20 protein-coding genes and 5 pseudogenes are annotated in these 25,099 nt (G+C 67.9%); 13 read left to right on the forward strand and 12 right to left on the reverse strand.

Going from position 1 to position 25,099, the window contains the following annotated elements; translation table 11 throughout:
• Window positions 1-37: 37 nt before the first annotated feature.
• Window positions 38-969 (reverse strand): IS5 family transposase gene (locus OG322_RS00845; protein ID WP_266411293.1). Its coding sequence is split into 2 segments (ribosomal slippage): window positions 38-619 and window positions 622-969, totalling 930 coding nucleotides; the frame shifts between segments, so codons are not numbered across the junction.
• On the opposite strand from OG322_RS00845, the gene OG322_RS00850 reads away from it, so the two are divergent.
• Both OG322_RS00850 and OG322_RS00855 read left to right on the forward strand, forming a co-directional pair.
• Window positions 968-1,555: a DUF4158 domain-containing protein gene (locus tag OG322_RS00850; protein WP_329305890.1), complete on the forward strand. Its 588-nt coding sequence runs from the start codon at window positions 968-970 to the stop codon at window positions 1,553-1,555. The genes OG322_RS00845 and OG322_RS00850 overlap by 2 nt on opposite strands.
• Entirely contained in the window at window positions 1,552-2,292 is a 741-nt protein-coding gene (locus OG322_RS00855) for an SDR family NAD(P)-dependent oxidoreductase (RefSeq protein WP_123465943.1), read from the forward strand. The genes OG322_RS00850 and OG322_RS00855 overlap by 4 nt, the downstream gene beginning before the upstream one ends.
• Before the next feature lie 82 nt (window positions 2,293-2,374).
• On the opposite strand, the gene OG322_RS00860 is transcribed toward OG322_RS00855, so the two are convergent.
• Entirely contained in the window at window positions 2,375-2,833 is a 459-nt protein-coding gene (locus OG322_RS00860) for an IS110 family transposase (protein WP_266412970.1), read from the reverse strand.
• A gap of 566 nt (window positions 2,834-3,399) precedes the next feature.
• Between OG322_RS00860 and OG322_RS00865 the strand changes: the two genes are divergently transcribed.
• Window positions 3,400-4,299 (forward strand): MBL fold metallo-hydrolase, encoded by a 900-nt coding sequence (locus OG322_RS00865; protein ID WP_329305891.1) that lies wholly within the window; start codon window positions 3,400-3,402, stop codon window positions 4,297-4,299.
• Window positions 4,300-4,483: 184 nt separating this feature from the next.
• On the opposite strand, the pseudogene OG322_RS00870 reads toward OG322_RS00865, so the two are convergent.
• Window positions 4,484-4,843, reverse strand: a pseudogene (locus OG322_RS00870) (SDR family NAD(P)-dependent oxidoreductase); the annotation flags it as partial.
• A 343-nt stretch (window positions 4,844-5,186) separates the two neighbouring features.
• Here OG322_RS00870 and OG322_RS00875 point away from each other — a divergent pair.
• Entirely contained in the window at window positions 5,187-5,363 is a 177-nt protein-coding gene (locus tag OG322_RS00875) for a hypothetical protein (RefSeq protein WP_241200390.1), read from the forward strand.
• A gap of 240 nt (window positions 5,364-5,603) precedes the next feature.
• Here the strand turns inward: OG322_RS00875 and OG322_RS00880 are convergent, their stop codons facing one another.
• The 6 genes and pseudogenes from OG322_RS00880 to OG322_RS00905 all read right to left on the reverse strand — a co-directional run bounded on the left by OG322_RS00880 (window position 5,604) and on the right by OG322_RS00905 (window position 12,234).
• Window positions 5,604-7,832 carry a xanthine dehydrogenase family protein molybdopterin-binding subunit gene (locus OG322_RS00880; RefSeq protein ID WP_123465937.1) on the reverse strand — a complete coding sequence of 743 codons (2,229 nt, stop codon included), beginning with the start codon at window positions 7,830-7,832 and terminating at the stop codon, window positions 5,604-5,606.
• A 9-nt stretch (window positions 7,833-7,841) separates the two neighbouring features.
• Window positions 7,842-8,825, reverse strand: a complete 984-nt coding sequence (locus tag OG322_RS00885; RefSeq protein ID WP_123465935.1) for an FAD binding domain-containing protein — start codon at window positions 8,823-8,825, stop codon at window positions 7,842-7,844.
• Entirely contained in the window at window positions 8,822-9,391 is a 570-nt protein-coding gene (locus tag OG322_RS00890; RefSeq protein WP_398912400.1) for a 2Fe-2S iron-sulfur cluster-binding protein, read from the reverse strand. The genes OG322_RS00885 and OG322_RS00890 overlap by 4 nt, the downstream gene beginning before the upstream one ends.
• A gap of 562 nt (window positions 9,392-9,953) precedes the next feature.
• Window positions 9,954-10,160 (reverse strand): annotated as a pseudogene (locus OG322_RS00895) (IS982 family transposase); the annotation flags it as partial.
• A gap of 586 nt (window positions 10,161-10,746) precedes the next feature.
• On the reverse strand, window positions 10,747-11,679 hold the full coding sequence (locus OG322_RS00900; protein WP_123465933.1) for an NmrA family NAD(P)-binding protein: 933 nt from the start codon (window positions 11,677-11,679) through the stop codon (window positions 10,747-10,749).
• A 399-nt stretch (window positions 11,680-12,078) separates the two neighbouring features.
• Window positions 12,079-12,234 carry a hypothetical protein gene (locus OG322_RS00905; RefSeq protein WP_266412963.1) on the reverse strand — a complete coding sequence of 52 codons (156 nt, stop codon included), beginning with the start codon at window positions 12,232-12,234 and terminating at the stop codon, window positions 12,079-12,081.
• Between the two features lie 768 nt (window positions 12,235-13,002).
• Here OG322_RS00905 and OG322_RS00910 point away from each other — a divergent pair.
• From OG322_RS00910 to OG322_RS00955, 9 genes and pseudogenes are all read left to right on the forward strand, one after another.
• The gene (locus OG322_RS00910; RefSeq protein ID WP_241200389.1) at window positions 13,003-13,557 is read left to right on the forward strand and encodes a hypothetical protein; all 555 of its coding nucleotides are present in this window, start codon (window positions 13,003-13,005) and stop codon (window positions 13,555-13,557) included.
• A gap of 181 nt (window positions 13,558-13,738) precedes the next feature.
• On the forward strand, window positions 13,739-14,173 hold the full coding sequence (locus OG322_RS00915) for a DUF6083 domain-containing protein (protein ID WP_123465929.1): 435 nt from the start codon (window positions 13,739-13,741) through the stop codon (window positions 14,171-14,173).
• 96 nt (window positions 14,174-14,269) lie between these two features.
• Window positions 14,270-15,147 (forward strand): IS5 family transposase gene (locus tag OG322_RS00920; protein WP_370375188.1). Its coding sequence is split into 2 segments (ribosomal slippage): window positions 14,270-14,615 and window positions 14,615-15,147, totalling 879 coding nucleotides; the frame shifts between segments, so codons are not numbered across the junction.
• A 67-nt stretch (window positions 15,148-15,214) separates the two neighbouring features.
• The gene (locus OG322_RS00925) at window positions 15,215-15,487 is read left to right on the forward strand and encodes a DUF6225 family protein (protein WP_123465927.1); all 273 of its coding nucleotides are present in this window, start codon (window positions 15,215-15,217) and stop codon (window positions 15,485-15,487) included.
• Window positions 15,488-15,505: 18 nt separating this feature from the next.
• Window positions 15,506-16,426, forward strand: coding sequence for a TniB family NTP-binding protein (locus OG322_RS00930; RefSeq protein WP_329305892.1), 921 nt, complete (start codon window positions 15,506-15,508; stop codon window positions 16,424-16,426).
• A 427-nt stretch (window positions 16,427-16,853) separates the two neighbouring features.
• Complete coding sequence (locus OG322_RS00935) at window positions 16,854-18,092, forward strand: alpha/beta fold hydrolase (protein WP_443066514.1); 1,239 nt, start codon at window positions 16,854-16,856, stop codon at window positions 18,090-18,092.
• 246 nt (window positions 18,093-18,338) lie between these two features.
• Window positions 18,339-18,573, forward strand: a pseudogene (locus tag OG322_RS41445) (IS6 family transposase); the annotation flags it as partial.
• Between the two features lie 888 nt (window positions 18,574-19,461).
• On the forward strand, window positions 19,462-20,073 hold the full coding sequence (locus OG322_RS00950) for a hypothetical protein (RefSeq protein WP_123465917.1): 612 nt from the start codon (window positions 19,462-19,464) through the stop codon (window positions 20,071-20,073).
• A 425-nt stretch (window positions 20,074-20,498) separates the two neighbouring features.
• Window positions 20,499-21,195, forward strand: a pseudogene (locus OG322_RS00955) (IS256 family transposase); the annotation flags it as partial.
• A 27-nt stretch (window positions 21,196-21,222) separates the two neighbouring features.
• Here OG322_RS00955 and OG322_RS00960 read toward each other — a convergent pair.
• The 3 genes and pseudogenes from OG322_RS00960 to OG322_RS00970 form a co-directional block, all read right to left on the reverse strand.
• A pseudogene (locus OG322_RS00960) lies at window positions 21,223-21,471 on the reverse strand (MmyB family transcriptional regulator); the annotation flags it as partial.
• A gap of 172 nt (window positions 21,472-21,643) precedes the next feature.
• Entirely contained in the window at window positions 21,644-23,326 is a 1,683-nt protein-coding gene (locus tag OG322_RS00965; protein ID WP_266411580.1) for an ISAzo13 family transposase, read from the reverse strand.
• A 71-nt stretch (window positions 23,327-23,397) separates the two neighbouring features.
• Window positions 23,398-25,080 carry an ISAzo13 family transposase gene (locus OG322_RS00970; protein WP_266411580.1) on the reverse strand — a complete coding sequence of 561 codons (1,683 nt, stop codon included), beginning with the start codon at window positions 25,078-25,080 and terminating at the stop codon, window positions 23,398-23,400.
• Between the last annotated feature and the right edge of the window lie 19 nt (window positions 25,081-25,099).

A 25,099-nucleotide genomic window follows, 5' to 3' on the forward strand; every position in this document is an offset into this window, starting at 1 on the left:
CCACATCTCAAACACGTCCTAGGTCCTGTTTCTCGGATCATGTACGGAGCCAGATCATGAGTGCTGCGAGTGTGACGGTGCCGAGGTAGATGTAGGCGCGTTTCTCGTAGCGGGTCGCGACGGCGCGGAAGCCTTTGAGGCGGTTGATGGTGCGTTCGACGGTGTTGCGCTTCTTGTAGAGCTCGCTGTCGAAACCGGTAGGCCGACCGCCGCGTGAACCTCGGTTCTTGCGGTGTCTCTGCTGGTCGAGACGTTCGGGGATGGTGTGCCGGATTCCGCGTCGTCGCAGGTAGCGGCGGTTCTTCCGGGACGTGTAGGCCTTGTCCGCCAAGACATGGTCGGGCCGGGTGCGTGGCCGGCCGACTCCGGCTCGCGGCACCAGAACCTGTTCCAGCACCCGCTCGAGCTGGGGTCCGTCTCCGTAGTGTCCGGGTGTCAGGACGAAGGCGAGGGGCCGGCATCGTCCCTCGGCAACGAGGTGGATCTTGGTGGTGAATCCTCCGCGGGAACGTCCCAGACATTCGCCGACCTGACCACCTCCTCCAGGCGGATGGTCAGTCTCCGCAGTACCGGATCGACCTGGTTCGTCCCCCACTTGGCCCCCCTTTGAGGGACGGCGGCCGGGGGCGCTTTCCTCGCACCGGCGGCGTGCTGGTGGGCTCGCACGGCTGTCGAGTCCACCGACACGTCCCAGTCGATGCCGCCCTCGGCGTCCTCGGCTACCTGGATGCGAGACAGCAGCATCTGCCAGGTTCCATCGGCTGACCAGCGACGATGTCGTTTATAGACCGTCTCCCATGGCCCGAATCGCTCCGGCAGATCCCGCCACTGCACGCCGGTCCGCACCCGGTAGAGAACCCCGTTGATCACCCGGCGGTGATCGCTCCACCGACCTCCACGCGTACCACCAGGAGGTAGGAACGACTCCAGCCGATCCCACTCCGCATTCGTCAGATCCCCACGGCCCATGAACCCAGCCTGGCCCCAACACCCCTCGCAGGTCAGGAGATCCGAGAAACAGGACCTAGGACAGGCTGAAGCCCAGGCCTACACCCGCGGCAGGATCAGCGCCTACGTGGGCCAGATCAACACCACATCCGACAGCGGACACCTCCAGCGCCTGGAATCGAATATCACCGTCGCCCAGCAACTCGTCCAAGGCCTCGACGACAGGCTCACCCACGGCCTCAGCCGGCACCCTTCCCCGCCACACCCCATACCGCGAACCAACAACACACCAGGCCAGCAGCCGCCCTGCGCACGAACAAACCCCCTCCCAGCGTCACGGGCTCTGCTGGGGATTCGGGATGTCGAGGACGGCGAGTTGGAACTGCGACAGTACGTCGCGGGCCGGGTATGGGTGTCCAACGAGGGACCGCGGGCTCTGTTCGACCGCGCGGTGACGCGGCTGCGGCGCAACCGGTGCCTGCTGCCCGGGATCACCCGGCTGGCCTACCTGGGCACCGAGGTCCGTATCGCCGAGCAGGCCCTGACGGTTATGCGAGGGACAGCCGACAGCACGTTGTATGTCTTGTCTTCGAGGAGCCTCACATGACTGCAGAACTGGCCGGATCCACCGCTCTTGTGACCGGCGCCACCGCTGGCATCGGCCGGGTCATTGCCCTTCGCCTGGCCGCCTTGGGGGCCTCGGTCGTCGTCCATGGGCGGGACGAGGAGCGCGGTGCCGAGACCGTCGACGAAGTCACCGCCGCAGGCGGAAACGCCCGGTTCGTTGCCGCGGATCTGAGCAAGCCTGAGGAGGTGCTGCGTCTTGCGGTTGAAGCAGGCGAGGTGGACGTTCTGATCAACAACGCCGGCATCTATCGGTTCGCCAGTACCCCGGAGACGACAGCCGAGATGTTCGACACTCATATGGCCATCAACTCGCGTGCGCCGATGCTCCTGGTCGGTGCGCTCGCACCGGCAATGGCCACACGGGGACGCGGCGTCATCGTGAGTCTGAGTACAGGGGCAGCCACCACGCCGGTCCGGGGCGCGGCAGCCTATGGGGCCTCCAAAGCCGCGCTCGAACTCCTCACCCGCGTGTGGGCTGACGAGTTCGGTGCCCAGGGTGTCCGCGTGAACGCCGTGGCCCCCGGCCCTGTCCATACCCCCGGGACGAAGGAGATGGGAGATGAAGCCCTCCAGGTGATTGGGCGAACCACCGTGCTGAGGCGGGTCGCAGAGCCTGAAGAGATCGCGGAAGCAGTTCTGTTCCTTGCTTCCTCCCGCGCCAGCTACATCACCGGCACGGTCCTTGAGGTTCTCGGCGGACAACTCGCGATCGGCTGACTCCAGGGGAGGCGCTGCTACTGATCGACGCCATGCACCACCATGTGGTGGAAACGGCGGGCCACGGTCAGCAGGAAGACCCTCAAGCGGAGGGCGCCCCGGGGCAGGACCGACATTCACCCCAGTGGGCGAGTGCTCCCGCCGACCCTAGCCCTTGATCGCCATCACCTGGACCGAAGCGGGACAACTCACCCTGCACCTCAGGGCGTCTCGCTACGCGGGCCGAACCAAGATCAATCTCATCGTTACGGCCGGGCAGGTTCTTGACCTGGCGGGCGTTGACGAGGATCACGTTCAGATCGTCGGCCAGCACGTAGGAGAAGGGTTTCCAGTAGTCCGGGGTCGCCTCGATCACCACCAGGGTGACCTCGGCGGCGAGCAGGTGGCCGAGCAGGGCCAGGACCGCGTTCGTCGTCGAACCCCAGGTCGTGGTCCCGTCGGTGAACGATCCCCGCCGCTTTGCACTCGGGGTCCGGACGCACACCTTGGCGTCCTTCTTGCCGATGTCCAGGCCGACGCACCGTTCGTGCAGTACGTCCATGCTCCCGCTCCCTCCCGGTCGGTATGCCGTTCCGGGAGGGCCAGGGTGAATCAGGAATTCTGACGCACGTGCTCACAGCAATACTCCACGGTCCCCGTGAACGCCCCCAGCACCACGCTGACCTGCGAACTCACAGGCATCACAGAGACATCGGTTTCGGCCGGAACGAACCCCACCAGCATCCCGAACCGGCAACATCCCACGTCAGAGCGGACAGAAGCACCCCCCAGCGCACGCCACGGCATTTACCACACCCCCGGCGCGCACCGAAGGTACGCTGGATCGCTGACCTGTGCGGATGGACTGCACGTGGCCCTGATGCCGGTCTGGTGCGGGCCCCAGCGGGGTGTTCTTGCCGCGCCCGGTGCCGCCGTCACGGATAAACGCACCGTTGGCCAGACCGAGAACGGTCACGCTCTCGCTCTTCCGCCCCACCAGGGTCACCGTCCGACTCCCACCTGGTGTCGCGTGTTGCCAGACCGGCCGTATCGCGCCACACCCCGCTCCCTGTGAGGTGCGGGGTGTGGCCGATAGCGCCTGCGTCATCCAGCGCGCAGGCTGGGGGCATGGACACCATCGCGCTTGGAGACGTGGAAATCACCCGCGTGGTCGAACTGCCTGCCAGAGGCAGCGCCCGCGACTACATCTTCCCCGACGTGCCCATCGAGCACTGGGAGGCGCATGAGAACTGGCTCGTCCCCACTTTCCTGGACCAGGCCGCCGACGAGGTCCGCACCATGATGCAGACCTGGCTGATTCGCAGCGAGGGCCGGACGATCCTGATCGACACCGGAATCGGCAACGACCGGGAGCGCCCGGCCATGCCGGCCTTCCACCATCTGAACACCCACTACCTCGATGAGCTGGCCGCGGCAGGCGTCCGCCCGCAGGACGTGGACACGGTGATCTGCACCCATGTCCACGGCGACCACGTCGGCTGGAACACCCGCCTGGCAGACGACGGGGAGTGGCGACCGACCTTCCCCAACGCCCAGTACGTCATCTCGCGCGCCGACTTCGACTACTGGAACCCGGCCAACGGACACCGGACCCGCTCCGGCCCCCAGATGGCCAACGTCTTCGAGGACAGCGTCGCCCCCGTACACCAGGCCGGGCAGACAGTGCTGTGGGAGGGCGAGCACTACGACATCGACGCCCAGCTCCATATCGAGCCCGCCCCCGGCCACACGCCCGGCTCCTCCGTCGTATGGCTGCGGTCGGGCTCGGACCCGGCAGTGTTCGCCGGGGATCTGCTGCACAGCCCACTGCAGATCGCGGAACCGGACGACTGCCCCGGGTTCGACGAGGACGAACCCCGCGCACGGGACAGCCGGCGCCGCCTGCTGGGGGAGGCTGCAGACCGGGGCGCCCTGTTGTTCCCCGCGCATTTCCCCGGACCGGGCGCAGCCGAGGTGCGGCGCGTCGGCGACCGGTTCGCGGTGAAGAAATGGGCGGCATGGCGGTAAGAGTATTCCGCGGCGTCCCTTACGCGGGCCCGGCCGGGCACGGCGCGGTTCACAGCACCGACACATGCGGACGGCCGACTCGGAGCCGGCATCCGGTGGCCGGGGCCGACGCAGGGCGCCGGACTGATCAGACCAGCGTCCCGACGGGGCCTCCTCGGGGCTCCCCAGTCGTTGTGCTGCGTATGACGCCGAACGGGGCGGTCTCGGCCGCCATCACGCGGGTGAAGCCGTCCGCGGCGTACTTCGCCGCCTGATAGGAGCCGAGCCCCGGGGTACCGACGGCACGGCCGCCGATGGAGGAGAACTGCACGATCGTGCCGCCGCCCTGGGCACGCAGGACCGGGAGTGCTTCGGTCGAGACGTTGTAGGCGCCCCAGAAGTTCGTGTCGAACTGGCGGCGGAAGTCGTCCTCCGGCGTGGTCTCCACGGCCGAGGCGTCGGCGTAGCCGGCGTTGTTGACCACGACGTCGACCCTGCCGCCCCGCTCGAGGGCCGCCCGCAGGCCCGCAGCGGCGGCGGACCGGTCGGTCACGTCGAGGACGACGGAGTGACCAGAGCTGGTTTCCTGCGGGCCCGCAGTCCCAAGGCCAAAGCCACCCGGGAGACCGAGATCCTCTCCGCGGCGGCACACCTCGCCACGGCGAAGGGCGTACGGGAGGTGACCATGACCGCGATCGCCGACGAGGTCGGCATGCACAAGTCCGCGATGCTGCGCTATTTCGAAACGCGCGAGGACATCTTCCTGCGCCTGACCACCACCGCCTGGCACGACTGGTCGGCCGAGGCACGCGACCGCCTCAAGGAGACCGCCCCCTGCCCCGACAACGCCTCCAAGGAGTGGGACGAAACTGCCCACTCGATCGCCCCCAGAGCTTTCCCAGTCACTGGTGGCGCGACCGCTGTTCTGCGACCTGCTGGCACACACCCCGCTAAACCTGGAACGCAACGTCTCCACCGACACCGTCCGGACGTTCAAGAAGGGCGCGATCACCGAGGTCGAGCGGACCGCCGACACGCTGTCCGCGATCACGCCGCTGGAGGCCGACAGGCGCGAGCAGTCGTGACGACCACCACCTCGATGGCCGGCGTCCTGTGGCAGATGGCCGCCCCCGGCACCCAACTGCGCGCCTTCTACGAGAGCGAACCCGAACTGTCCCGCTCCGTCGTCGATGTCGAACGCCCGCCTGACCGACATCCTGACCGCGCTGCTCACCGGCTACGCCATCGGCTCGAGCCGGCCCACCGAGAACTGAGGAACCCCCGTGCCACGCCATGGCCCTCGGACCGGCGCCGTTGCCACGGATTCAATTATCCATCAGTGGTAGACCGGGCAGCACCTTCTCGATGGTGATGGGGAAGTCGCGCACGCGCACGCCGGTGGCGTTGAACACCGCGTTCGCGACCGACGCACCGGCCCCGCAGATGCCCAGCTCGCCGACGCCCTTCGCGCCCAGGACGTTGGCCTTGTCGTCGTACCCGTCAAGGACGACTGCGTCGACGTCGGGGATGTCGGCGTGGACCGGCACCAGGTATTGCGCGAAGTCCCGATTGACGAAGGCGCCGGATCGCAGGTCGACCACGGCCTCTTCTTCGAGGGCCGCGCCGGCTCCCCAGATCATGCCGCCGATCAGCTGCGAGCGAGCCGTCTTGGCGTTGAGCACGCGGCCCACCGAGAACACGCCGAGCATCCGCCGCAGACGGATCTCGGCGGTGTCCGCGTCGACCCCCACTTCAGCGAAATGGGCCCCGTAGGTGTTGATCGAGTAGTCCGTGTAGTTCGGATCGTCGCCCATGAAGCGGGTATCGCCTTCCGCCTCGACACCTTCCGGATGGTTGCGTGCGACGATCTCGTTCAGCGCCTCGCACGCGCCGCCGATAGCCACGTTGCCGTCGGAGAACACGGCGCCCGCCGGGTCCAGGCCGTGCAGCGGGGAGCGCGTGTCGTCGCACGCCGCATCCAGGAGCTGCTCGCGCAGGGCCATACACGCACCATGCACCGCAGTGCTCGAGCCGGCGGCGCCCCACGAGCCGCCGGACCCCCAGCTGGTGGGAAAATCGGAACGCCCGAGCTCGATCCGCACCCGATCGGGCGGCAGCCCGAGCCCGTCGGCCGCGACCTGGGTCAGGACGGTGTACGTGCCCGTGCCGAGATCGGTCATATCTGTCTGGACGACGGCGGTGCCGTCGGCCTCCAACCGCACCCGCGCCGCTGTCGGCCCTTGGAAGTGTCCGCGGATGGCGGCCGACATGCCGTAGCCGACCAACCACCGCCCGTCGCTCACACTCGCCGGGGCAGCGGGGCGGTGCTCCCAGCCGAACCGGCGCGCGCCTTCGCGCAGACACTCGACCAGGTGCCGGTCGCTGTACGGCACGTCTCGCTCGGGATCGACGGTGGGCTCGTTCAGGATCCGCAGCTCGACCGGGTCCATCCCGAGCGCATGGGCCAGCTCGTCCATCGCCGACTCGACCGCCAGCATGCCCGGCGCTTCGCCCGGCGCGCGTACGTCCGTCCCGGGCGGCAGATCGAGCGGCGCCAGCCGGTGGCTGGTCAACCGGTGGGGCGCGGCGTAGAGGCTGCGGGTCGTGGCGGCGGTCTGCTCGGCGTACTCCACGTCAGGGTTGGTGTGCATGGTGACGTCATGGGCGATCGCGGTCAGCCGTCCGTCCTGGTCCGCGCCCAGTCGAACCCGCTGGCTGGATGTGGGACGGTTGCCGACGAGCTGGAAGATCTGCTGCCGGGTCATCGCGACCTTGACCGGTTGGCGCAACTCGCGAGCGGCGAGCGCCGCCAGGATCGTCTCGGAATGGACGCCCAGCTTGGAGCCGAATCCCCCGCCGACGAAGGGGGTGACGATGTGAACCCGCTCCGGGTCGATCCGAAGCGTGCCGGCGACCGAGGCCCGCGCCGCGTCGACGATCTGGCAGCTGACGTAGACGACCAGGTCCTCGTCGCGCGGTTCCACCAGACACGCGTGCGGTTCCATCGGCATCGAGAACTCGTACGGCGTCGAGTACTGCTGGTCGACCTTCACCGCCGCGCTGTCGAATCCGGCATCGAAATCACCGACCGCAGTGTCGGTGGGGATTCCGGCGTTGACGACTTTCGGGATGTACACCTCCTCTTCCTGCTCGGCAAAGTTGAAACGTCCCCGCCCGCCGCTGTATTCGACTTCGACCAGATCGGCCGCCGCTCGGGCCTGTTCGAGGGTCGTGGCAACAACGAGTGCCACCGGCTCGCCGTAATAGTGGATGTCGGGGCCGGTCAGCACCGGTTGGGCGCGCCAGTATTCGAACGGAACGGACTCATCACGGACACCCTGCATGGGGGCGTTATGATAGGTCATCACCATCTTTACGCCGGGTGCGCGTTCGGCGCTCTCGGTGTCGATCCGGGTGATGCGGCCTTTGCCGATCGTCGCGCCGGCGATGACCCCGTAGAGAGGTTGGCCGGCCCCCCACTGCTCGTAGGCGTATGTGGCCCGGCCGGCGACCTTCAACGGGCCGTCGACGCGGTTCAGAGCTTGCCCGATCATCTCGTCTCCTCAGCTCGCCTGAGCCGCTTGCGCCAGCGTGCGGCACAGCGTGCGCCTGGCCAGCTCGATCTTGAAGTCGTTGTGCCCCTGCCCCACGGCGTCGCGCATCGCGGCCTCGGCGGCGGCGCGATAGGTGACCATCGTGGCGGGACGGCCGGTCAACGCGGCCTCCGCCTCGATGGACCGCCAGGGCTTGTGCGCCACACCGCCGAAAGCCACTCGCGCCTCACTGATCGCTCCCTGATCGGTCGAGACGACAGCCGCCACGGAGACCAGCGCGAACTCGTACGACGCCCGGTCTCGCACCTTGCGGTAGATCTGCCGGCCCGACAGGGGCGGGGGAAGGAGCACGCTCGTGATCATCTCGCGAGGACCCAGCACGGTCTCGATGTGCGGCGTATCGCCCGGCAGCCGGTAGAAGTCTGCGATGGCGACGCGGCGTACCGACCCGTCGGCGTCGAGCAGCTCGATCTCCGCCTCCAGCGCGGTCAACGCGACGGCCATGTCCGAGGGGTGGGTGGCGATGCAGGAGTCGCTGACGCCGAGGAGGGCGTGAATCCGGTTGAACCCGCCGATCGCCGAGCATCCGGAACCGGGATCCCGTTTGTTGCAGCCCGCAGCCGTGTCGTAGAAGTAGGGGCAGCGAGTACGCTGCAACAGATTTCCACCGGTGGACGCCTTGTTGCGCAGCTGGCCCGAGGCACCGGCCACCAGCGCCTCCGACAGCACCGGGTAGCGGGTACGCACTCGGGCATCGGCGGCCACATCGGAATTTGCCGCCTGTGCCCCGATACGCAGTCCGCCGTCGGGGAGCTCATCGACGCCCCGCAACGGAAGCCGACTGATATCGACCAGATGGCTGGGCTTCTCGATGTCGAGCTTCATCAGGTCGAGCAGGTTGGTGCCGCCACTGATGAACTTCGCGCCGGTTCTGGACACCGCAGCGACGGCGGCCTGTGCGTCGGTTGCTCGCTCGTACGTGAAGGATCTCATTCCGGGCGGCCCACCGCGATGCCACGGATGGCCGCGACGATGTTCGGGTAGGCGGCGCACCGACAGATGTTGCCGCTCATCCGCTCGCGGATCTCCTCATCGGTCAACGCGATCCGCAGCGAGGCCACGTCAGCGGTGGCGTGGCTGGGCCAGCCCGCCTCCACCTCGGCGAGCATGCCGACAGCCGAACAGATCTGGCCGGGAGTGCAGTAGCCACATTGGAAGCCGTCGCGCTCGACGAAGGCACGTTGCATGGGGTGCAGACCATCGGGATCGCCCAGGCCTTCGATCGTCACGATCTCATCGTCCTCATGCATCACGGCGAGCGTCAAACAAGAGTTGACGCGTCGGCCGTTGATCAGCACGGTGCAGGCGCCGCACTGCCCGTGATCACACCCCTTCTTGGTCCCGCTCAGGCGCAGGTGCTCGCGCAGCGCGTCGAGCAGCGAGGTCCGTGGATCTACCTCAAGCCGTCGCACCTGATCGTTGACGTTCAACTCGATCGCCGAGAGTTGGGCCATCTCGCCCTGGCTCCGCCCAGCGGCGCCCGTATCCGAATCACTCACCACAGCCCTCCTTCCTCGCTGGGTGCGGGTGTCACCCTGGGTATGCGTCGCCACCGTGGGGCGCGCTCCTCCTCAAGGTCTCGCAAAAACCGATGGACCGCTCGTCGGAAGGTGCTCAACCGCGCCGCCTTACCCGGCCGGGCGTTTCTGCGCGGCAGCCCGGCGCGCATCCCGCGCAGCCACCCCGCGAACCGGCGCCGGGCGGCGAAGATGCTCTCGAATCAGCCGGGTGGCAATGTGCGGTGGAGACTGACCACGCTCGATGAGCTGGCTTTCGGATCCGCGATCTGCTTCTCAGTGAAGCGGAGAGTCGATAGTGGCGGCGGGACCCGCGCACCTGGGTCAGCCGGGCCGGACAGGGAGCGTGGTTCGTGGGGCAGCAGTGGAGGGCGAGGCAGCCCCGATTCCGTCCCCTTCCCCGAAGGGGGCGGAATCGCCGCCCCTCACAGTGAGCGGCTGACAGCGTGCAGGCCGGACGGCAGCGGAAGCCAACGAGCTCGCACAGTCCCGCCCGAAGCCCCTGTCGGTCAGATGGTCGGACAGTCCCGGACGCGCGAAATCCCTGCCCGGTATCCCACTCGTCCGGCTTCGGGTTCGCCAGTGCCCACAGGATGGGCAGCCCGGTCTGGTTACCCACCAGGTACAGGCGCAGGCGTCAGAAGAACCGGGAGTGCGAGGCGCAGTACCCGTGTCCGGCCCAGCCGGCCGTGTCCGACCGCTTCACCGTCGGACGCGAGCGACCGCACTCCACCGGCGTGGAGTCGGTGATCGAGTGGCGGCGTCGCGTTCCGTCTTGCGCAAGCAGTCCCGGCACAACGTCGCTGTCTTGTCTCTCACCGGGTGACCGCAGCCAGTGCACACGCGTGAGCAGGTGATGCACCGGGCGGTGTCCTCCTGGAGGACGCGCTGTTTGGTCGCAGCGGGGGCAAGCGGCCCTGGCCGCAGCCTCTTTCTGCCAGGCCGTGCAGCGACAGCAGTACTGCCGGTCGAGGAAGCCGACCGGGGCTCCGCAGCCGATGCAGTCGCTCTGTCCGACGCCCACGATGTCACCCGGGTCAAAGCGGCGGCACTGAACGGCCGCGGGCGGTGGCCGCTCGGGGCAGTTCAGCGACTGGCCGTGCGGGGCGGCAGGGTGCTCGACGGGGGTGGTGTCGACCTCGAACGCGTCGTTGTCGGTGGCCACAACCGGTGGCGCCTTGACGGTGGTAGCCATGCTGCTACCCCTGCTCCTGCCAGCCCTGCGGCGAATCGAACTCGGCACATCCAAAGCAGACTGAGCCCGTGCCTTCGGCCAAAAGTGCTCCACAGTGCCCGGCCGCCCGCCGTGGCGACGGCCGGGTCGAGGAGTTCGCCGTTCATGGGCCGGTGAACAGGTCGGCGTGGGTCCGGACGAAGTCGGCCACTTCCGAAGAGGGCCGCCCGGTGACCCGCTCCACACCGTCCGCCTCGCGGTCATACCGGTTCTCCGCGTGGAGGCGGGCCATGGTGGAAATGTGCTGGAAGACGTGATCCGGCAGCCCAAGCGGCCTGAGATCGTGGTCGATCCACTCCTGCAGAGGAACGTCGCGGTAGCCGACCGGCCGGCCCAGGACTGCGGAGACCTGCGCCGCCATTGCGGTGATGCCCTCCGAACGGGGGCCGGTCAGCTCGTAGATCCGCCCGATGTGCGGAGGCGGGTCGGCCAGGACCTCTTCCACGACCGCAGCGACGTCGCCGGCCGCCACCGGGGAGGTCTTTGCCTCGCCGAAGGGCAGACTGATGGTGCCCGTCTTCGCGATCGAGGAGAAGCCGACGCGGAAGAGCGGGTTCTCCAGGAACACGGTTGGCCTGATCTGGACAACGGGCAGGCCCGACCAGTCGAGGACCTGCTCGACCAGCCACTGCTGCCGCTGCTGATCCGACTCGGAGGTATGGGTCAGGTCCATCTCGGCGACGGTCAGCTGTGACATGTTTACGAACACCTCCAGGCGCCCGTACGCGCGCGCGACGACCGCTGCCGTCAGGGCCGCGTCCAGGTACTGCGCCGACACGCCCATGCCGAAGTACATCCGCCCGCAACCGTCCAGGGCGCCGGCAACCTCGCCCGCACGCGTCAGGTCTGCGACCACGACCTCGGCGCCGGTCGCCCGCAGCGCCCGTGCGCGATCGTCCTCGCGACGTACCGCGGCCCGGACGGGCAGGCCGCGTCGCCGAAGGCCCTCGACGACGGAACGTCCGACGGCGCCGACACTGCCCGCGGCACCGGTCACCAGGACGGGCAGCGCACTGGCTCCCGGGGGGTGGTCCATAACGGCAGCCTGCGACGCACACGGCCAGGACGCAACCGAAGCCATCCACCCGATGAAGCGGAGCCGCTCGGCGGAGCCTCCTCGGGTACGCGGGTACGCACCGAGAAACCAGGCAAGCCCCGGCTCAGGTACAACGGAACGGCGGTTGGCGAAGGCGAGGATGAGCCGTGTGGCCGGGGTGGTGGCTGCCGCGACGGACCGGTCGACCTGAGCGGGGACGAGCGGTTGCGGCACGTCGTACTGGTACTGCCCGGCCTTGATCCAGCTGGTCGGGTTGCGGAAGATCAGTCCTGCCCGCTTGGCCCAGGTGAACAGTGATCTCGGGGCGACGAGCTGGTCGTGGCTGCCGCCGCGAAGCCCCGACAGTTACTGGAAAGTAATTTGTGGGTGAGCCGATGCTCAGGGGATGGGTCTTGATCGAATCGCCTGCACTTGGAAGTCCTTGAGCGCGACCGCGTGCTCGATGATGCCGCGCAACGACGGCGGCAGTTGGTTCCGCAGGCCCTCGACGACGATGATGCCGGACTCGCCGCCCGCGACCTGGGCAGCGGACATCATGTCGGCGTGTGAGTGAAACCAGGAGGTGCCGGTGGGCCAGTGCCGTCCGGGCGGCACGCTCGCCCGATGCCCGGAGAGACCCTACGACCCGGACAATCCCACCGCAGACGCGTACTGCTGGGGCTGGCACCGCATCCTCGTCCCCGCCCATCAACCGAGTGCCTTCGAAGGAGAGGACGGCCTGACCCTCACGCCAGTTCATCTTGGAGGCCGCACCGTTCCAGCGGGGCGGTTACCACGGCTGGCTCCCGGGCGCGGCAGTGGCAGATGTACCTGGCAGCTAACGGACCTGCCGTGGACGACCAGGAGCGCGCACCATCAGTTCGGCAGGGCGACCGGAAAGATCGGCGCACCGAGGACCGTCCGGCCTCGGACGTGCGAGCTGAACCGAAGGAGAGGCGCGGGAGTCGAATGATCGTCCTCGAGACCCGTGCCCGGGAAGCGGAGACCGTCGAGGTTGCGCTCGACGCGTCAGGTAACCAGATCCCGCAGTGCCGCTTCGGCTGTGGCATGCCCGCAAGCATGTCGGGACCGGAGTGGCAACGGGAGCACTGATCGTGCCGCAGGAATTACGAGGAGATGCAAGGGTGCGCAAGGAGGTGGCGTGACGTCATTCCGAGCTGATGGCCCGCCGACCGTCAACGCTCAGGCTTACGCCGTAGAGACAGTCGCCCGCCACCGCGAGGAAGCCTGACAACCTGCCCGGGCCGGTCCTGTGTGGTCGGCCAGGGCGGACGACTACCCATCACTTTCACAGGGGGAATCATGACCGACACCACCGATGACCAGGCGCCCGAGCCGACCCCAGACCCCGAGGACACACAGAGATCTCTACGTCGGCGCGTCGCTGACCGTTGGAACAGTCTCAACGTCGCGGGTAAGGCAGTCGTGATCGGCGGCGTGGTCATCACCGTGGTGGGAGGCATCATCGTCCTTGCGGGCGCTCGTAGGTCTTCGGCCGGGCCTGAGTGCGACGACGACAGTGACGGCAACGACGAGAGCAACGACGACAGCCCAGTCGTCCCGGAACTCATCCGCCGGGTCACCAACCACATGGGCGGCTACGTCCTGTGCAGCCACGGACCGTGCACCAAGAAGATGAGACCCTCCATCACCGGGCATGACTGTTGCGGCCGGTGCAGGACCAGCCGAAGCCGGGACTGCTCGGAGGTCGCACGGCGCGACTACGACGGCCCCGGCGGATTCGCCCACGACTACTTCGAGGGGCTCCTGTTCCCCGGCGTCTGCGTCACCTGCGGGGAGCCGCCCGAAGGGCACTGGGTGCTCGACGGGGCAGCCACCCGCCTCCTCTCGCCGTGATCATGTTCGTCTGGCCGTTCCTGTTCGAGTGACGGCTGAGGTTCGGCCACCGCCGCGGGGGTGAGCGGGACCATGTGTACCCCGTGTGGCGCCGTACAGCCACCTCGTCACGCCAGACCCCCGCCGTACCGGCCGGATCGCGCCCTGGCGTACCTGACGGCCCGTCCGGACCCTTTCAGTCATGGGGGACACCGAAAACACCGAACCCGGGCCGGGCAACTCAGACGACGCACTGCAGGCACTCCGCGAAGGCGTCAGCGCCCCACCACCCCCCGAACCACCGAACTGCCCGCACTGCGGCCTCACACAAGACCGCTACCCCACCCTGTACGACGGGCACTGGGTTCTCCTCGAACCCGACGTGATCGCCCCCGCCCACCATCTGCCGCCGCGCCGCCGATGGGTCATCACCGTGGACGGCATCGCGGTCAACACGTGGGACGCCGAGCCCACACCCGGAGCCGAATGCCGGGTGGCACACCGAATGCTCTGCCCGCACCTCGAACCCGCCCCCTGGACGTGGCCATGGGGTACGGCGATGCGCAAGGAGAACGAGCGCCGGGCCGGCCGGCTGTTCAACCTCCCGGACCTACGGGACCTGCCCGATGCCAGCTGAACAAGCCCCAGCTCCGAGTACGGTCCTTGCGCGTCCCGGTGTCACAGCTCTAGGACGTGTTTGAGATGTCGATCAAGGTCGTGAAACGATCTTCAGATGTCTCGTGGCGACCTGACGGATGCACAGTGGGAGCGGCTGGAAGCGGTGTTGCCGCTGATACCGAAGATGGGCCGACCTCCGAGGGATCGGCGGCAGGTCTTCGACGGGATCTGGTGGCGGGCCCGGACCGGCTCGCCTTGGCGGGACCTGCCCGAGCGATACGGCCCCTGGGAGACGGCGTATGCGGTGTTCCGGCGATGGCAGATCGACGAAACATGGGCCCGCGTCCTAAAGAAGTTGCAGGTCAAGGCAGACGCAGACGGGATCATCGAGTGGGAAGTCTCGGTCGACTCCACCGTCTGCCGGGCCCACCAGCACGCCGCCGGGGCCCGCAAAAGGGGGCTGACGATCCAGGCCGGACGCGTCCGAATGGCCTCGCGGCCGAGCCGGACGACCACGGCCTGGGACGCTCGCGCGGCGGACTGACTACCAAGATTCACCTCGCCGTCGATGCCTCTTTCCACGTCCTCGCAGCCGTCATCACTGCTGGCCAACGGGGCGACGCGCCCGCCTTCGTGCAGGTGATGGAGCGAATCCGTGTTCCCCGGGTCAGCGGTGGACGCCCCCGCACCCGGCCGGAACATGTGCTTGCCGACCGGGCGTACTCCTCCCGTCAGATTCGCTCCTACCTGCGCAAACGCGGGATCGCGCACACCATCCCGGAGAAGCGGGACCAGGCCGGACACCGGCTCCGCCGCGGTTCTGCCGGCGGCCGTCCTCCCGGCTTCGACCGCGAAATGTACAAACGCAGGCACAAAGTCGAGTGCCGGATCGGCCTTCTGAAGCAGGCGAGAGGCGTCGCGACCAGATACGACAAGCTCGCTGTCCGCTACGAGTCGACCGTTCAGCTCACCCTCATACGGCAGACGCTGTGACCACATCTCAAACACGTCCTAGCCGTGTCTCCACCACCAAGACGGTCCGGTCCGGCAATCTGTGTGCATGACCGACGTCTTTGAGCACGCCCCGCAGGTCTGGAACGCCGCGCAGCTCCGCGACGCACTGAAGGACCTGCCTGACGACGCACCCATCCATATCGGCATGGCAGGCGACCCCGGCGACTTCGACGGGTACCGCCCCGGTGTGCTCGTGGACGCGCATCAGGTCGAGAACTGGTGGCCGGCCACCAATGCCGCTCCGGAGCGAACGGAGACAGAGAAGGCCCTGACACTGTTCGCGGACTGGGAGCCGGGCGCCTACGACCGTCTGGACTGAGCTGAGCCGCTGTCCGCAATGGGCGGGCATCGCATCGACGAAGTCGCGGATGCCGCGGTGCAACTGCCGGCATGTCGGCTGGTTCTCTACACCTCGGGGGCGAGGTTCGGGCCCGCGGCGGTGTCATCGTTCTGCGGCCGCGGGTTGCAGCGGTCCCATTCCCTGCCCGCCGCCATCATCGCCATCGCAGCGATCGACGCCGTCGTCGTCGCAGGGAAGACCACCGCCCTCCTCCACGTCGGGCGTGCCTGCCACCTCGCCCACACCCGCAATAACCCGCCCCCGACCGGACCAGCGCACGCCGCGGTACCCGTCGCGTACGTCCTCGTGCCGCCCGGCGCCACCGCGAAAACCCTCATCACCGAGTTCGCCCGCTACCTCGGCATCCCCACCACCACCCGCATGACCCAGACCCAGATCACCGACGCCGTCTGCCACACCTACACCCAAGCTGGTATCCAACTCGTCCTCATCGTCGAAATCCACCGCCTCAACCCCCGCACCACCACCGGCGCCCAAACCGCCGACCTGATCAAAGACCTCACCGAACGCCTGCCCGCGACCTTCGTCTACGCCGGCATCAACGTCACCGACACACCCCTGTTCACCGGCGTGAGAGGCGCCCAGCTCGCCGGACGCGCCACCCTGGTCGACTGCGGGCCCCTCCACGCCCGCCACGGCACCCGCCAACCGTTCCGCAACGTCATCACCGACATCGAAAACAACCTCGACCTCCAACAGCACAAACCCGGCACACTCCCCCGCCACGCCCCCTACCTCCACCAGCGCACCGTCGGCCGCATCGGATCCCTCACCCGACTCATCCGCCAAGCCGCCATCACCGACGGCACCGAACGCATCACCAAAACCACACTCGAGACCATCCGCCTCGATCACCTCGCGGAACCCCACCACCGCCCCCGCGCCCGAGACCGCTAACCCCACCCGTCCACATAGGTCTGCCAGAGCCCCCTGGCCTGCCCCGGGCCGCCTTGGGTTTGTCACCACCTTCCCGCGATGTGCCCGTGGGCTTCACGGACTCTCTTTGTGGTCGCCGTCTTCATGGTCCGGTACACGAACAAGACGCAGGAGTGCTACCAGCCCGACAGGTTCCACCAGTACACGCGGTGCGTCCGCCAACACCTCAACGGAAACTGATCGGCCTTCCCTCACCGGTGAACCGGCTGCCCACCCTCCTCGACAAGGACGAGCACCACCGTGCGAAACAGAAACACCCGCATAGCCCCCTACTCGCCGCCGGCCTCGCGACGGCCGCCCTTTCGGCGCTGACCTTCGCCGCTTCCAAGGCATCCGACGCCTCCACCGCCAAGGACCCCCTGCGGAAGTACACGCAGCAGAAGCTCCAGTGGAAACGCTGCGAGCGAAGGGCCCCGACACCTTTCAGTGCGCGACACTCAAGATGCCGCTGGACTACAGCGACCCCGGCGGCAAGACGATCGGCCTCGCGATATCCCGGCTGACGGCGGGCAGCACGAAGGAACGTCGCGGCGTTCTGCTGCTCAACCCGGGCGGCCCCGGCGCACCGGGACTGCATCTGCCTGCCGACCCGCTCATGAAGTTCCCCGCGGAAGTGAAGCGGCGGTACGACCTCGTCGGCTTCGACCTGAGGGGCGCCGGGCAGAGCTCTCCCGTCAGCTGCGGTCTGACCGCCGAGGAACAGTCCGACCAGCCGTACAAGGCCGGGACCTTCGCGAAGGGCGCGGACCGGGTACGTACGGTCGCCGGGAAGTGCCGGGCCAAGGCCGGTGACAAGCTGCCGCAGCTCACCACCCGCAACAGCGCCCGTGACATGGACGTCATCCGCGCCGCGCTGGGCCAGAAGAGGATCTCCTACCTGGGGATCTCCTACGGCACCTACCTCGGCGCCGTCTACATGCAGCTGTTTCCCCAGCGCGCCGACCGGATCGTCCTGGACAGTGCGACCGACCCCACGCGGATCTACCGGGGGATGTTCCAGGACATGGCGAAGGCGGCCGAGCGGGCTTTCACGCGATGGACCGAATGGACCGCCCGGCGGCACACGACGTACGGACTGGGCGACACCCCGGCCAAGGTCCGCCAGACCTTCTGGAACCTGATCGCGCGGGCGGACCGCGAGCCCCTTCCTTTCGACGGGCAGACCCTCGCCGGTGAAGGCATCCGCGCCGACAATCGCACCTGGTCGCACGTGCCCGAACGGTACCGCCGCGACACGGCCCGGCATCCGCTGTGCGGCGACTTCGCGGCCACCATCACCCCATGTGCCTTCTGGAAGCAGGGAAACGAGCCGCAGACCACGATTGACAACAAAGTCGGTGCACTGATCACACAGAACGAGTGGGACTCCCAGACGCCCCTCTTCGCAGGCCAGGCCATGCACCGGGCCCTGCGCGGCTCCCGGATGCTCACCGTCGCCGACGGGCGAGGGACACGGCGTCCTCTACGCGCCCGACGGCAATCCCTGCGCAGACAAGGCCGCCACGGTCTACCTGAACACGGGCAGGCTCCACGCCAAGGACCTGACCTGCCGGGCTACGACCGGGCAGAAGTAGCAACCCCGCACGCAATACCCCCGGGCTCCCCGGGAACGCACGACCGCCTCTGACTCTGAACGGTCCAAGGCGCGGCTGCGTCCACGGACGTGGTGTACGGATTCGTTGACGAGGCTGTCGGGACCGGAGTGATCGAGCAGGGCTGGGGTGACCATACGGGTGCCCTGTTCCCGTGCGGCGGCGATGAGGTCGGCGGACGAATAGCCAGAGTCGAGGTAGTGCTCGGCGGGCCTGATGCCGTGCTCGGCCAGGCGTTGTTGGACCGGGGCGGTCGCGCCCAGCACCATCGATCCCAGGCGACCAACCGGGCCGAGAACTCCCATCAGCCGACCCGGCAGCGTGAACGAGCGATGAAGGGCTTCCGCTCCATCGGTGGAGCGCAGCGGTTCCTGTCGGCGTTTCAGTGGCATCTCACCGCACCTCCGACCCCGCCGCCACCTGATGACCGCACCCCAACGCCGCGCCGAGATGACCGTCCGCTTCGCCATCTGGGAGCAGATCACCGGCGCCACCGGCCGGCCTACCGCGGCCTGAGCCCAGGCCGGCACCCGGCCCCGCCACGCCTCGACGCACCGTCAGAGACCCGCATACCCAACAACGTGACAACGCCCACGACCGGCTGCGCGACAGTTGCCGTGGAAGACCTGCACGTGGCGGGCATGACCCGCTCAGCCCGCGCACCATCGAAGCGCGCGGGAAGAAGGTCCGACAGAAAGCTGGCCTCAACCGGGCCATCCTGGATTCCGCCCCCCGGCGAGTTGCGCCGTCAGCTCACCTACAAAGCTTCCTGGTACGGCTCCCAGCTCGCCGACCGGGTATTCCACTGCGCCGTCTGCGGCCTGGCGATGGATCGGGACCTGAACGCCGCCTGAAACATCAAACGGCACGCCGTCGTCGCTGACGCACACCCCGTTCCACCCGTCTCCCTCGGTATGGGGGAGACGCAGAACGCCAGTGGAGTCCCCATCAGACTCCCGGCCTCTCGGGGCCGGAAGCAGGAGACAGCGAAACGGGAAGGCACCGGACCACCTGGCACGGTGTCACCTCGGCGGAGCAATTCGCCGACGTCCCCCAACTCGAGTGAAGAGCAGACAAGGCTGTTCTAACACTGCACGTCACGAAGGGTGCAGCCCGTACTCGCAGGGGACGACCCTGGCCGTCCTGGGTGGGGGTTGGTGAGGTGAGGTGCAGCCCGTACGCGCAGGGGACGACCGGTCTCTGACCTGCAGTGGTCCGGTGCTCCCCGAGCCCGGACAGATGCGCCACGTTGCACCCGAATGACATACGGGTGACTGCCGTCCCAGCCGATGCTCCGGCATCGGCGTTTCGTTATGCCCCGATATGACAGCTATGGAGTCCCTACGTACGTTCAATCACGGGTCCGCTGCTCAGCCGGCCTCACTCCGAGACAGGAGAAACGACATGACCGCACGTTCCACCGTCCTCACTGCCGCCATCACCGCCGCCGCGGCCCTGACCGCCACCGGCAGCACCTTCACCTCGGCCGCCACGAACGAGCCGCCCCAAGCCGCCCCGGTCGTCCAAAAGGCCGCAGCCCCAGCCCCAGCCCCCGCTAGGGCTCCCAAGGACAGAGGTGACGCCGGAAGGAGCAACGAAGGCCGGAGCGACAACGAAGGCCGAGGCGGCAACGACGAGGACCGCGGCAATCAGGGCCGAGGCAACGACGAAGGCGGCGGCGAGCGCGGAGGCGACCAGGACCGGGGTCACGGAGGCCGGGACGACGACGAGGGCAGGATTCACCTCAACGAGCGCACGTACTCCGCCTCCCCCGGCGGCTGCGTCAGCGTGGCCAGCGGCCTGGGCTCCACCAGCTTCAACATCTTCAACGACAGCCGGCGAACCGTCGAGGTCTTCAGCGGGGCGACCTGCGACAACGGCGCCCCCGTCGCCACCGTCGGCCCCCACGGTTCCACTGAAGGCGTGTTCCCGAACCGCGTCGAAGGGGGTGTGTTCGTCAGCAACGGAGTAGGGGGCAGCTTCCGAGTGATCGAGAACGACCACTACGACTACTGACCGGATCGCCCGCGCGACGTGACGTGGTACGCCGGCCCGCCGGAATCGGGCCGGCGTACCACACATACCGGCGCACCGGTGTGTGGTGCCGTTGCGGGGCACCGCCGTGTGAGATGACCCCCGCGGTGTGGACACACCTGACAATGAATCTTGTTGATCCTGGAAGGTGTAGATCTCTGTGGCACGGCTCTCGAAGTACAGTGCGGAGTTCCGGTCCGACGCGATCGCGCTGTGGCGGGCCTCGGCCGGCAGGCGAACGTTCAAGGATGTCGCGGTTGATCTGAACGTGGAACTGTAAAACGTTCGGTGTAACTCCCGATCAGGATGATGCGTCGATGACCAGTGACAACGTGACCAAGGTCGAGACCGTTGAGAGGTCTGAGGCGACGCCGTCGAAGTCTGTGGACGACCGGCTGATTGACTAGCTGGTGGGCCGGGCTCAGGCCGAGGGCCTTCAGCTGACCGGCGAGGGCGGACTGCTCCAGCAGCTGACCAAGCGGCTCCTGGAGTCGGCTCTCGAGGGTGAGATCACCGACCACGCCGGCTACGACGAGCACGATCCGGCCGGGAAGAACGACGGCAACTCGCGCAACGGCACCCGTGCCAGGACCGTGTTGACCGATGTCGGCCCGGTGGAGATAACCGTGCCCCGCGACCGTGAGGGCTCCTTCAACCGAAGATCGTCAAGAAGCGGCAGAAGCGTCTGTCCGGTGTGGACGAGATGGCCGTCTCGCTCACGGCGAAGGGTCTGACCACCGGCGAGGTACAGGCCCGCCTCGCCGAGGTCTACGGTGCCGACGGGTCCCGCCAGACCATCTCCACGATCACCGAGAAGGTCCTCGACGGCACGGCCGAATGGCAGAACCGGCCCCTGGACGCCGTCTACCCCATAGTCTTCATCACGCCATCCACGTGAAAATCCGCGACGGCGCGGTCGCCAACCGGCCCATTTATGTCGCCCTGGCCGTCACGGCCGAGGGCCGGCGCGACATCCTCGAGCTGTGGGCCGGCGACGGCGACGAGGGCGCCAAGCACTGGATGCACACTCTCACCGAGATCAAGAACCGCAGCGTCAACGACGACCTGATGCTGGTCTGCGACGGGCTCAGGAGCCTGCCCGACGAACTCCGGGCTCTTCATCGACAGTTCGCGGATCAGCTCCGCGAGCAGCGCGTCCTCCGGGTACCTGCCGACGGCTATGCGCAGGTTGCCCACCCCCGCGCGCGCCTTGCGTTTCCAGTCCGCGTACAGCTCCTGACAGTGCAGGTCCAGGAACAGCATCCGGCTCATGTTCGGGCGTCGCACCGGGTCATCCGGGTCTCGGAAGTCCAGGTGACCGGCCAGCAGGGCATGCCCGAGGGTGTTCCACGCCAGCACGTCCGTACGACGGCCGAGCACTATCGCCGGGACGCCATCGACGGCGAGAAGGAGCGCCGGCCGTTTCGCCCCACCCGCACCTCACCCGGGCTGGTCCGGTGTCCGCGACGGCACGCGGCCCTTGCCCACGGCTCCCCAGCCGACCCGCGACTTCGGCCCGGCTCGGCATGACCCCCTAAGGGCTTGCCGGGAATCAACACGTCGGTTTGATCTTGTTTTTGTCGAGGTCGAGGAATCTCGCGATGTCAGTCGGTGTGCGAAAGCGAGCGGTCGAGGCAGGGATGTGAATTCCGTGGGCTTCCAGGAGTGGGCGGACGTCTTTCGCCGCGCGGCTGATGGTCATGGCGGTGGTGTTGAAGAGCTGGCCCAGGAGGTCCATGGTCGCGAGTTTTCGCAGGTGGAGCACGGTGGCCAGGACCCGGTCGGCTGAGGTGAGCTTGGGTTTGGCTCCTGTGCCAGGGGCCACCAGGCGTTCGTGGCCTCTGCGGGTGCGGAGCACTTGCTCGCGTTGAATCTCCATCGCTGGAGTCAGCACGTCGATGAGTTCGTTGAGCTGCCGGCGGGTCATCCCGGTCAGTTCCGGGTCCTGTAACGAACGCTGCGTGAGGCGGGCCGGTCCGTCCGCCAGGGCCTCGTCCTGTGTGCTGGTGGTGGTCGTCGTGTCCTTCGGGCGCTGGGGGTGGAGGGTGTAGTTCCAGTCGCCGTGGAAGCGGTGGCGGGTGATGGGCAGGGCGGCGATCTCGTCGTCGCTGACGCGGATGCCGGTGGGGTACTCACCGCTGTCGAGTTCGGCCTGGACGGTGAGGCCGGTGCGGCTGGTGGTCGCAGCGATGGTCTGGAGCATGACTTCATGGCTGGTCAGGGGCCTGCCTCTCCAGTTCATGGTGATGTGGGAGAACAGTCGGTGCTCGATCTTGTTCCACTTCGAGGTGCCGGGCGGCAGGTGACACACCGTGATCTCAAGGCCGGTCTCGGCGGCGAGATCGGCGAGCTGGGTCTTCCAGCCCCGGGTGCGGTAGCCGTTGGAGCCGCCACCGTCAGCGGTGATCAGCAGCCGGCGGGCGCCGGGATAGTCGTGCCGGCCGACCGCCTGCCACCAGCGCCGGATCGAGGCGACGGCGAACGCCGCCGTGTCGTGGTCGGTGCCGATGCTGACCCAGCCGGTGTTCGCCGCCACGTCGTAGATTCCGTACGGAATGGCCTTCTCGGCCTGTCCGGGGAAGTCGTGCGTCTTGACCCTCACGGGACGGCCTGCCGGCTGCCACTCGTGCCCGGCGTTCCTGTAGTCGCCGATCAGCTCCTTCTTCTTGCTGTCCACGCTGATCACCGGGTCACCGGCGTCCCGGTGGCCTCGTGCCTGCTCGTTGAGGTAGCGGAACTGGGCATCCCTGTCGGGGTGCTGGGCACCTTCGATGGTCTTGGCGTTGGCCTGCAGGCTGAAGCCTTCCTCCCGCAGCAGGCCGGCGACGGTATCGGCGGAGACCCGGTGCCCCTGGCGGGTGAGCTCCGCCGCCAGCTTCCGGGTCGACTTCGTCGTCCAGCGCAGCGGCGACATCGGGTCGCCCCGCTCGTCGGGCTCGACCAGCGCCAGCAGTGCCGGCCGCAGCCCAGAGTCCAGCTCGGCCGCCTTCTTCCGCCCTCCGCCGGGATGGCGCACCCGCCCCAACGGGGCCTGACCGGAGTCCAGTTCAGCCGCCCCACGCGAGACCGTGGCCTCCCGGACCCCGGCCGCAGCGGCGACGATCCTGATCCCACCATGCCCCAGCGACAGTGCTTCCGCCCCTATGGCCAGCCGACGCTGACGCTCGTCCAGATGCGGCAACAGCACCTGGAACTTCGCCGCCAGAACGGACTCGATCCCCTCCGGTCTCCCCATACCAGACCAACGAGCCCCACAGCTGGAAGCCACGACTTGTTTCCCGGCAAGCCCTAAGGGCTTGCCGGGAATCAACACGTCGGTTTGATCTTGTTTTTGTCGAGGTCGAGGAATCTCGCGATGTCAGTCGGTGTGCGAAAGCGAGCGGTCGAGGCAGGGATGTGAATTCCGTGGGCTTCCAGGAGTGGGCGGACGTCTTTCGCCGCGCGGCTGATGGTCATGGCGGTGGTGTTGAAGAGCTGGCCCAGGAGGTCCATGGTCGCGAGTTTTCGCAGGTGGAGCACGGTGGCCAGGACCCGGTCGGCTGAGGTGAGCTTGGGTTTGGCTCCTGTGCCAGGGGCCACCAGGCGTTCGTGGCCTCTGCGGGTGCGGAGCACTTGCTCGCGTTGAATCTCCATCGCTGGAGTCAGCACGTCGATGAGTTCGTTGAGCTGCCGGCGGGTCATCCCGGTCAGTTCCGGGTCCTGTAACGAACGCTGCGTGAGGCGGGCCGGTCCGTCCGCCAGGGCCTCGTCCTGTGTGCTGGTGGTGGTCGTCGTGTCCTTCGGGCGCTGGGGGTGGAGGGTGTAGTTCCAGTCGCCGTGGAAGCGGTGGCGGGTGATGGGCAGGGCGGCGATCTCGTCGTCGCTGACGCGGATGCCGGTGGGGTACTCACCGCTGTCGAGTTCGGCCTGGACGGTGAGGCCGGTGCGGCTGGTGGTCGCAGCGATGGTCTGGAGCATGACTTCATGGCTGGTCAGGGGCCTGCCTCTCCAGTTCATGGTGATGTGGGAGAACAGTCGGTGCTCGATCTTGTTCCACTTCGAGGTGCCGGGCGGCAGGTGACACACCGTGATCTCAAGGCCGGTCTCGGCGGCGAGATCGGCGAGCTGGGTCTTCCAGCCCCGGGTGCGGTAGCCGTTGGAGCCGCCACCGTCAGCGGTGATCAGCAGCCGGCGGGCGCCGGGATAGTCGTGCCGGCCGACCGCCTGCCACCAGCGCCGGATCGAGGCGACGGCGAACGCCGCCGTGTCGTGGTCGGTGCCGATGCTGACCCAGCCGGTGTTCGCCGCCACGTCGTAGATTCCGTACGGAATGGCCTTCTCGGCCTGTCCGGGGAAGTCGTGCGTCTTGACCCTCACGGGACGGCCTGCCGGCTGCCACTCGTGCCCGGCGTTCCTGTAGTCGCCGATCAGCTCCTTCTTCTTGCTGTCCACGCTGATCACCGGGTCACCGGCGTCCCGGTGGCCTCGTGCCTGCTCGTTGAGGTAGCGGAACTGGGCATCCCTGTCGGGGTGCTGGGCACCTTCGATGGTCTTGGCGTTGGCCTGCAGGCTGAAGCCTTCCTCCCGCAGCAGGCCGGCGACGGTATCGGCGGAGACCCGGTGCCCCTGGCGGGTGAGCTCCGCCGCCAGCTTCCGGGTCGACTTCGTCGTCCAGCGCAGCGGCGACATCGGGTCGCCCCGCTCGTCGGGCTCGACCAGCGCCAGCAGTGCCGGCCGCAGCCCAGAGTCCAGCTCGGCCGCCTTCTTCCGCCCTCCGCCGGGATGGCGCACCCGCCCCAACGGGGCCTGACCGGAGTCCAGTTCAGCCGCCCCACGCGAGACCGTGGCCTCCCGGACCCCGGCCGCAGCGGCGACGATCCTGATCCCACCATGCCCCAGCGACAGTGCTTCCGCCCCTATGGCCAGCCGACGCTGACGCTCGTCCAGATGCGGCAACAGCACCTGGAACTTCGCCGCCAGAACGGACTCGATCCCCTCCGGTCTCCCCATACCAGACCAACGAGCCCCA

The sequence above is a fragment of the Streptomyces sp. NBC_01260 genome (genome assembly GCF_036226405.1).
GTDB classification, from domain to species: Bacteria; Actinomycetota; Actinomycetes; order Streptomycetales; family Streptomycetaceae; genus Streptomyces; species Streptomyces laculatispora.

Bases quoted from the DNA above. Each gene is read 5' to 3' on its own strand.
- OG322_RS00850 (WP_329305890.1), top strand. From the start codon at position 968: ATGAACCCAGCCTGGCCCCAACACCCCTCGCAGGTCAGGAGATCCGAG.
- OG322_RS00900 (WP_123465933.1), bottom strand. From the start codon at position 11,679: ATGGACCACCCCCCGGGAGCCAGTGCGCTGCCCGTCCTGGTGACCGGT.
- OG322_RS00930 (WP_329305892.1), top strand. From the start codon at position 15,506: ATGGGCGGGCATCGCATCGACGAAGTCGCGGATGCCGCGGTGCAACTG.
- OG322_RS00860 (WP_266412970.1), bottom strand. From the start codon at position 2,833: ATGGACGTACTGCACGAACGGTGCGTCGGCCTGGACATCGGCAAGAAG.
- OG322_RS00925 (WP_123465927.1), top strand. From the start codon at position 15,215: ATGACCGACGTCTTTGAGCACGCCCCGCAGGTCTGGAACGCCGCGCAG.
- OG322_RS00855 (WP_123465943.1), top strand. From the start codon at position 1,552: ATGACTGCAGAACTGGCCGGATCCACCGCTCTTGTGACCGGCGCCACC.
- OG322_RS00905 (WP_266412963.1), bottom strand. From the start codon at position 12,234: ATGTCCGCTGCCCAGGTCGCGGGCGGCGAGTCCGGCATCATCGTCGTC.
- OG322_RS00915 (WP_123465929.1), top strand. From the start codon at position 13,739: ATGGGGGACACCGAAAACACCGAACCCGGGCCGGGCAACTCAGACGAC.
- OG322_RS00950 (WP_123465917.1), top strand. From the start codon at position 19,462: ATGACCGCACGTTCCACCGTCCTCACTGCCGCCATCACCGCCGCCGCG.
- OG322_RS00970 (WP_266411580.1), bottom strand. From the start codon at position 25,080: ATGGGGAGACCGGAGGGGATCGAGTCCGTTCTGGCGGCGAAGTTCCAG.
- OG322_RS00910 (WP_241200389.1), top strand. From the start codon at position 13,003: ATGACCGACACCACCGATGACCAGGCGCCCGAGCCGACCCCAGACCCC.
- OG322_RS00880 (WP_123465937.1), bottom strand. From the start codon at position 7,832: ATGATCGGGCAAGCTCTGAACCGCGTCGACGGCCCGTTGAAGGTCGCC.
- OG322_RS00965 (WP_266411580.1), bottom strand. From the start codon at position 23,326: ATGGGGAGACCGGAGGGGATCGAGTCCGTTCTGGCGGCGAAGTTCCAG.
- OG322_RS00885 (WP_123465935.1), bottom strand. From the start codon at position 8,825: ATGAGATCCTTCACGTACGAGCGAGCAACCGACGCACAGGCCGCCGTC.
- OG322_RS00865 (WP_329305891.1), top strand. From the start codon at position 3,400: ATGGACACCATCGCGCTTGGAGACGTGGAAATCACCCGCGTGGTCGAA.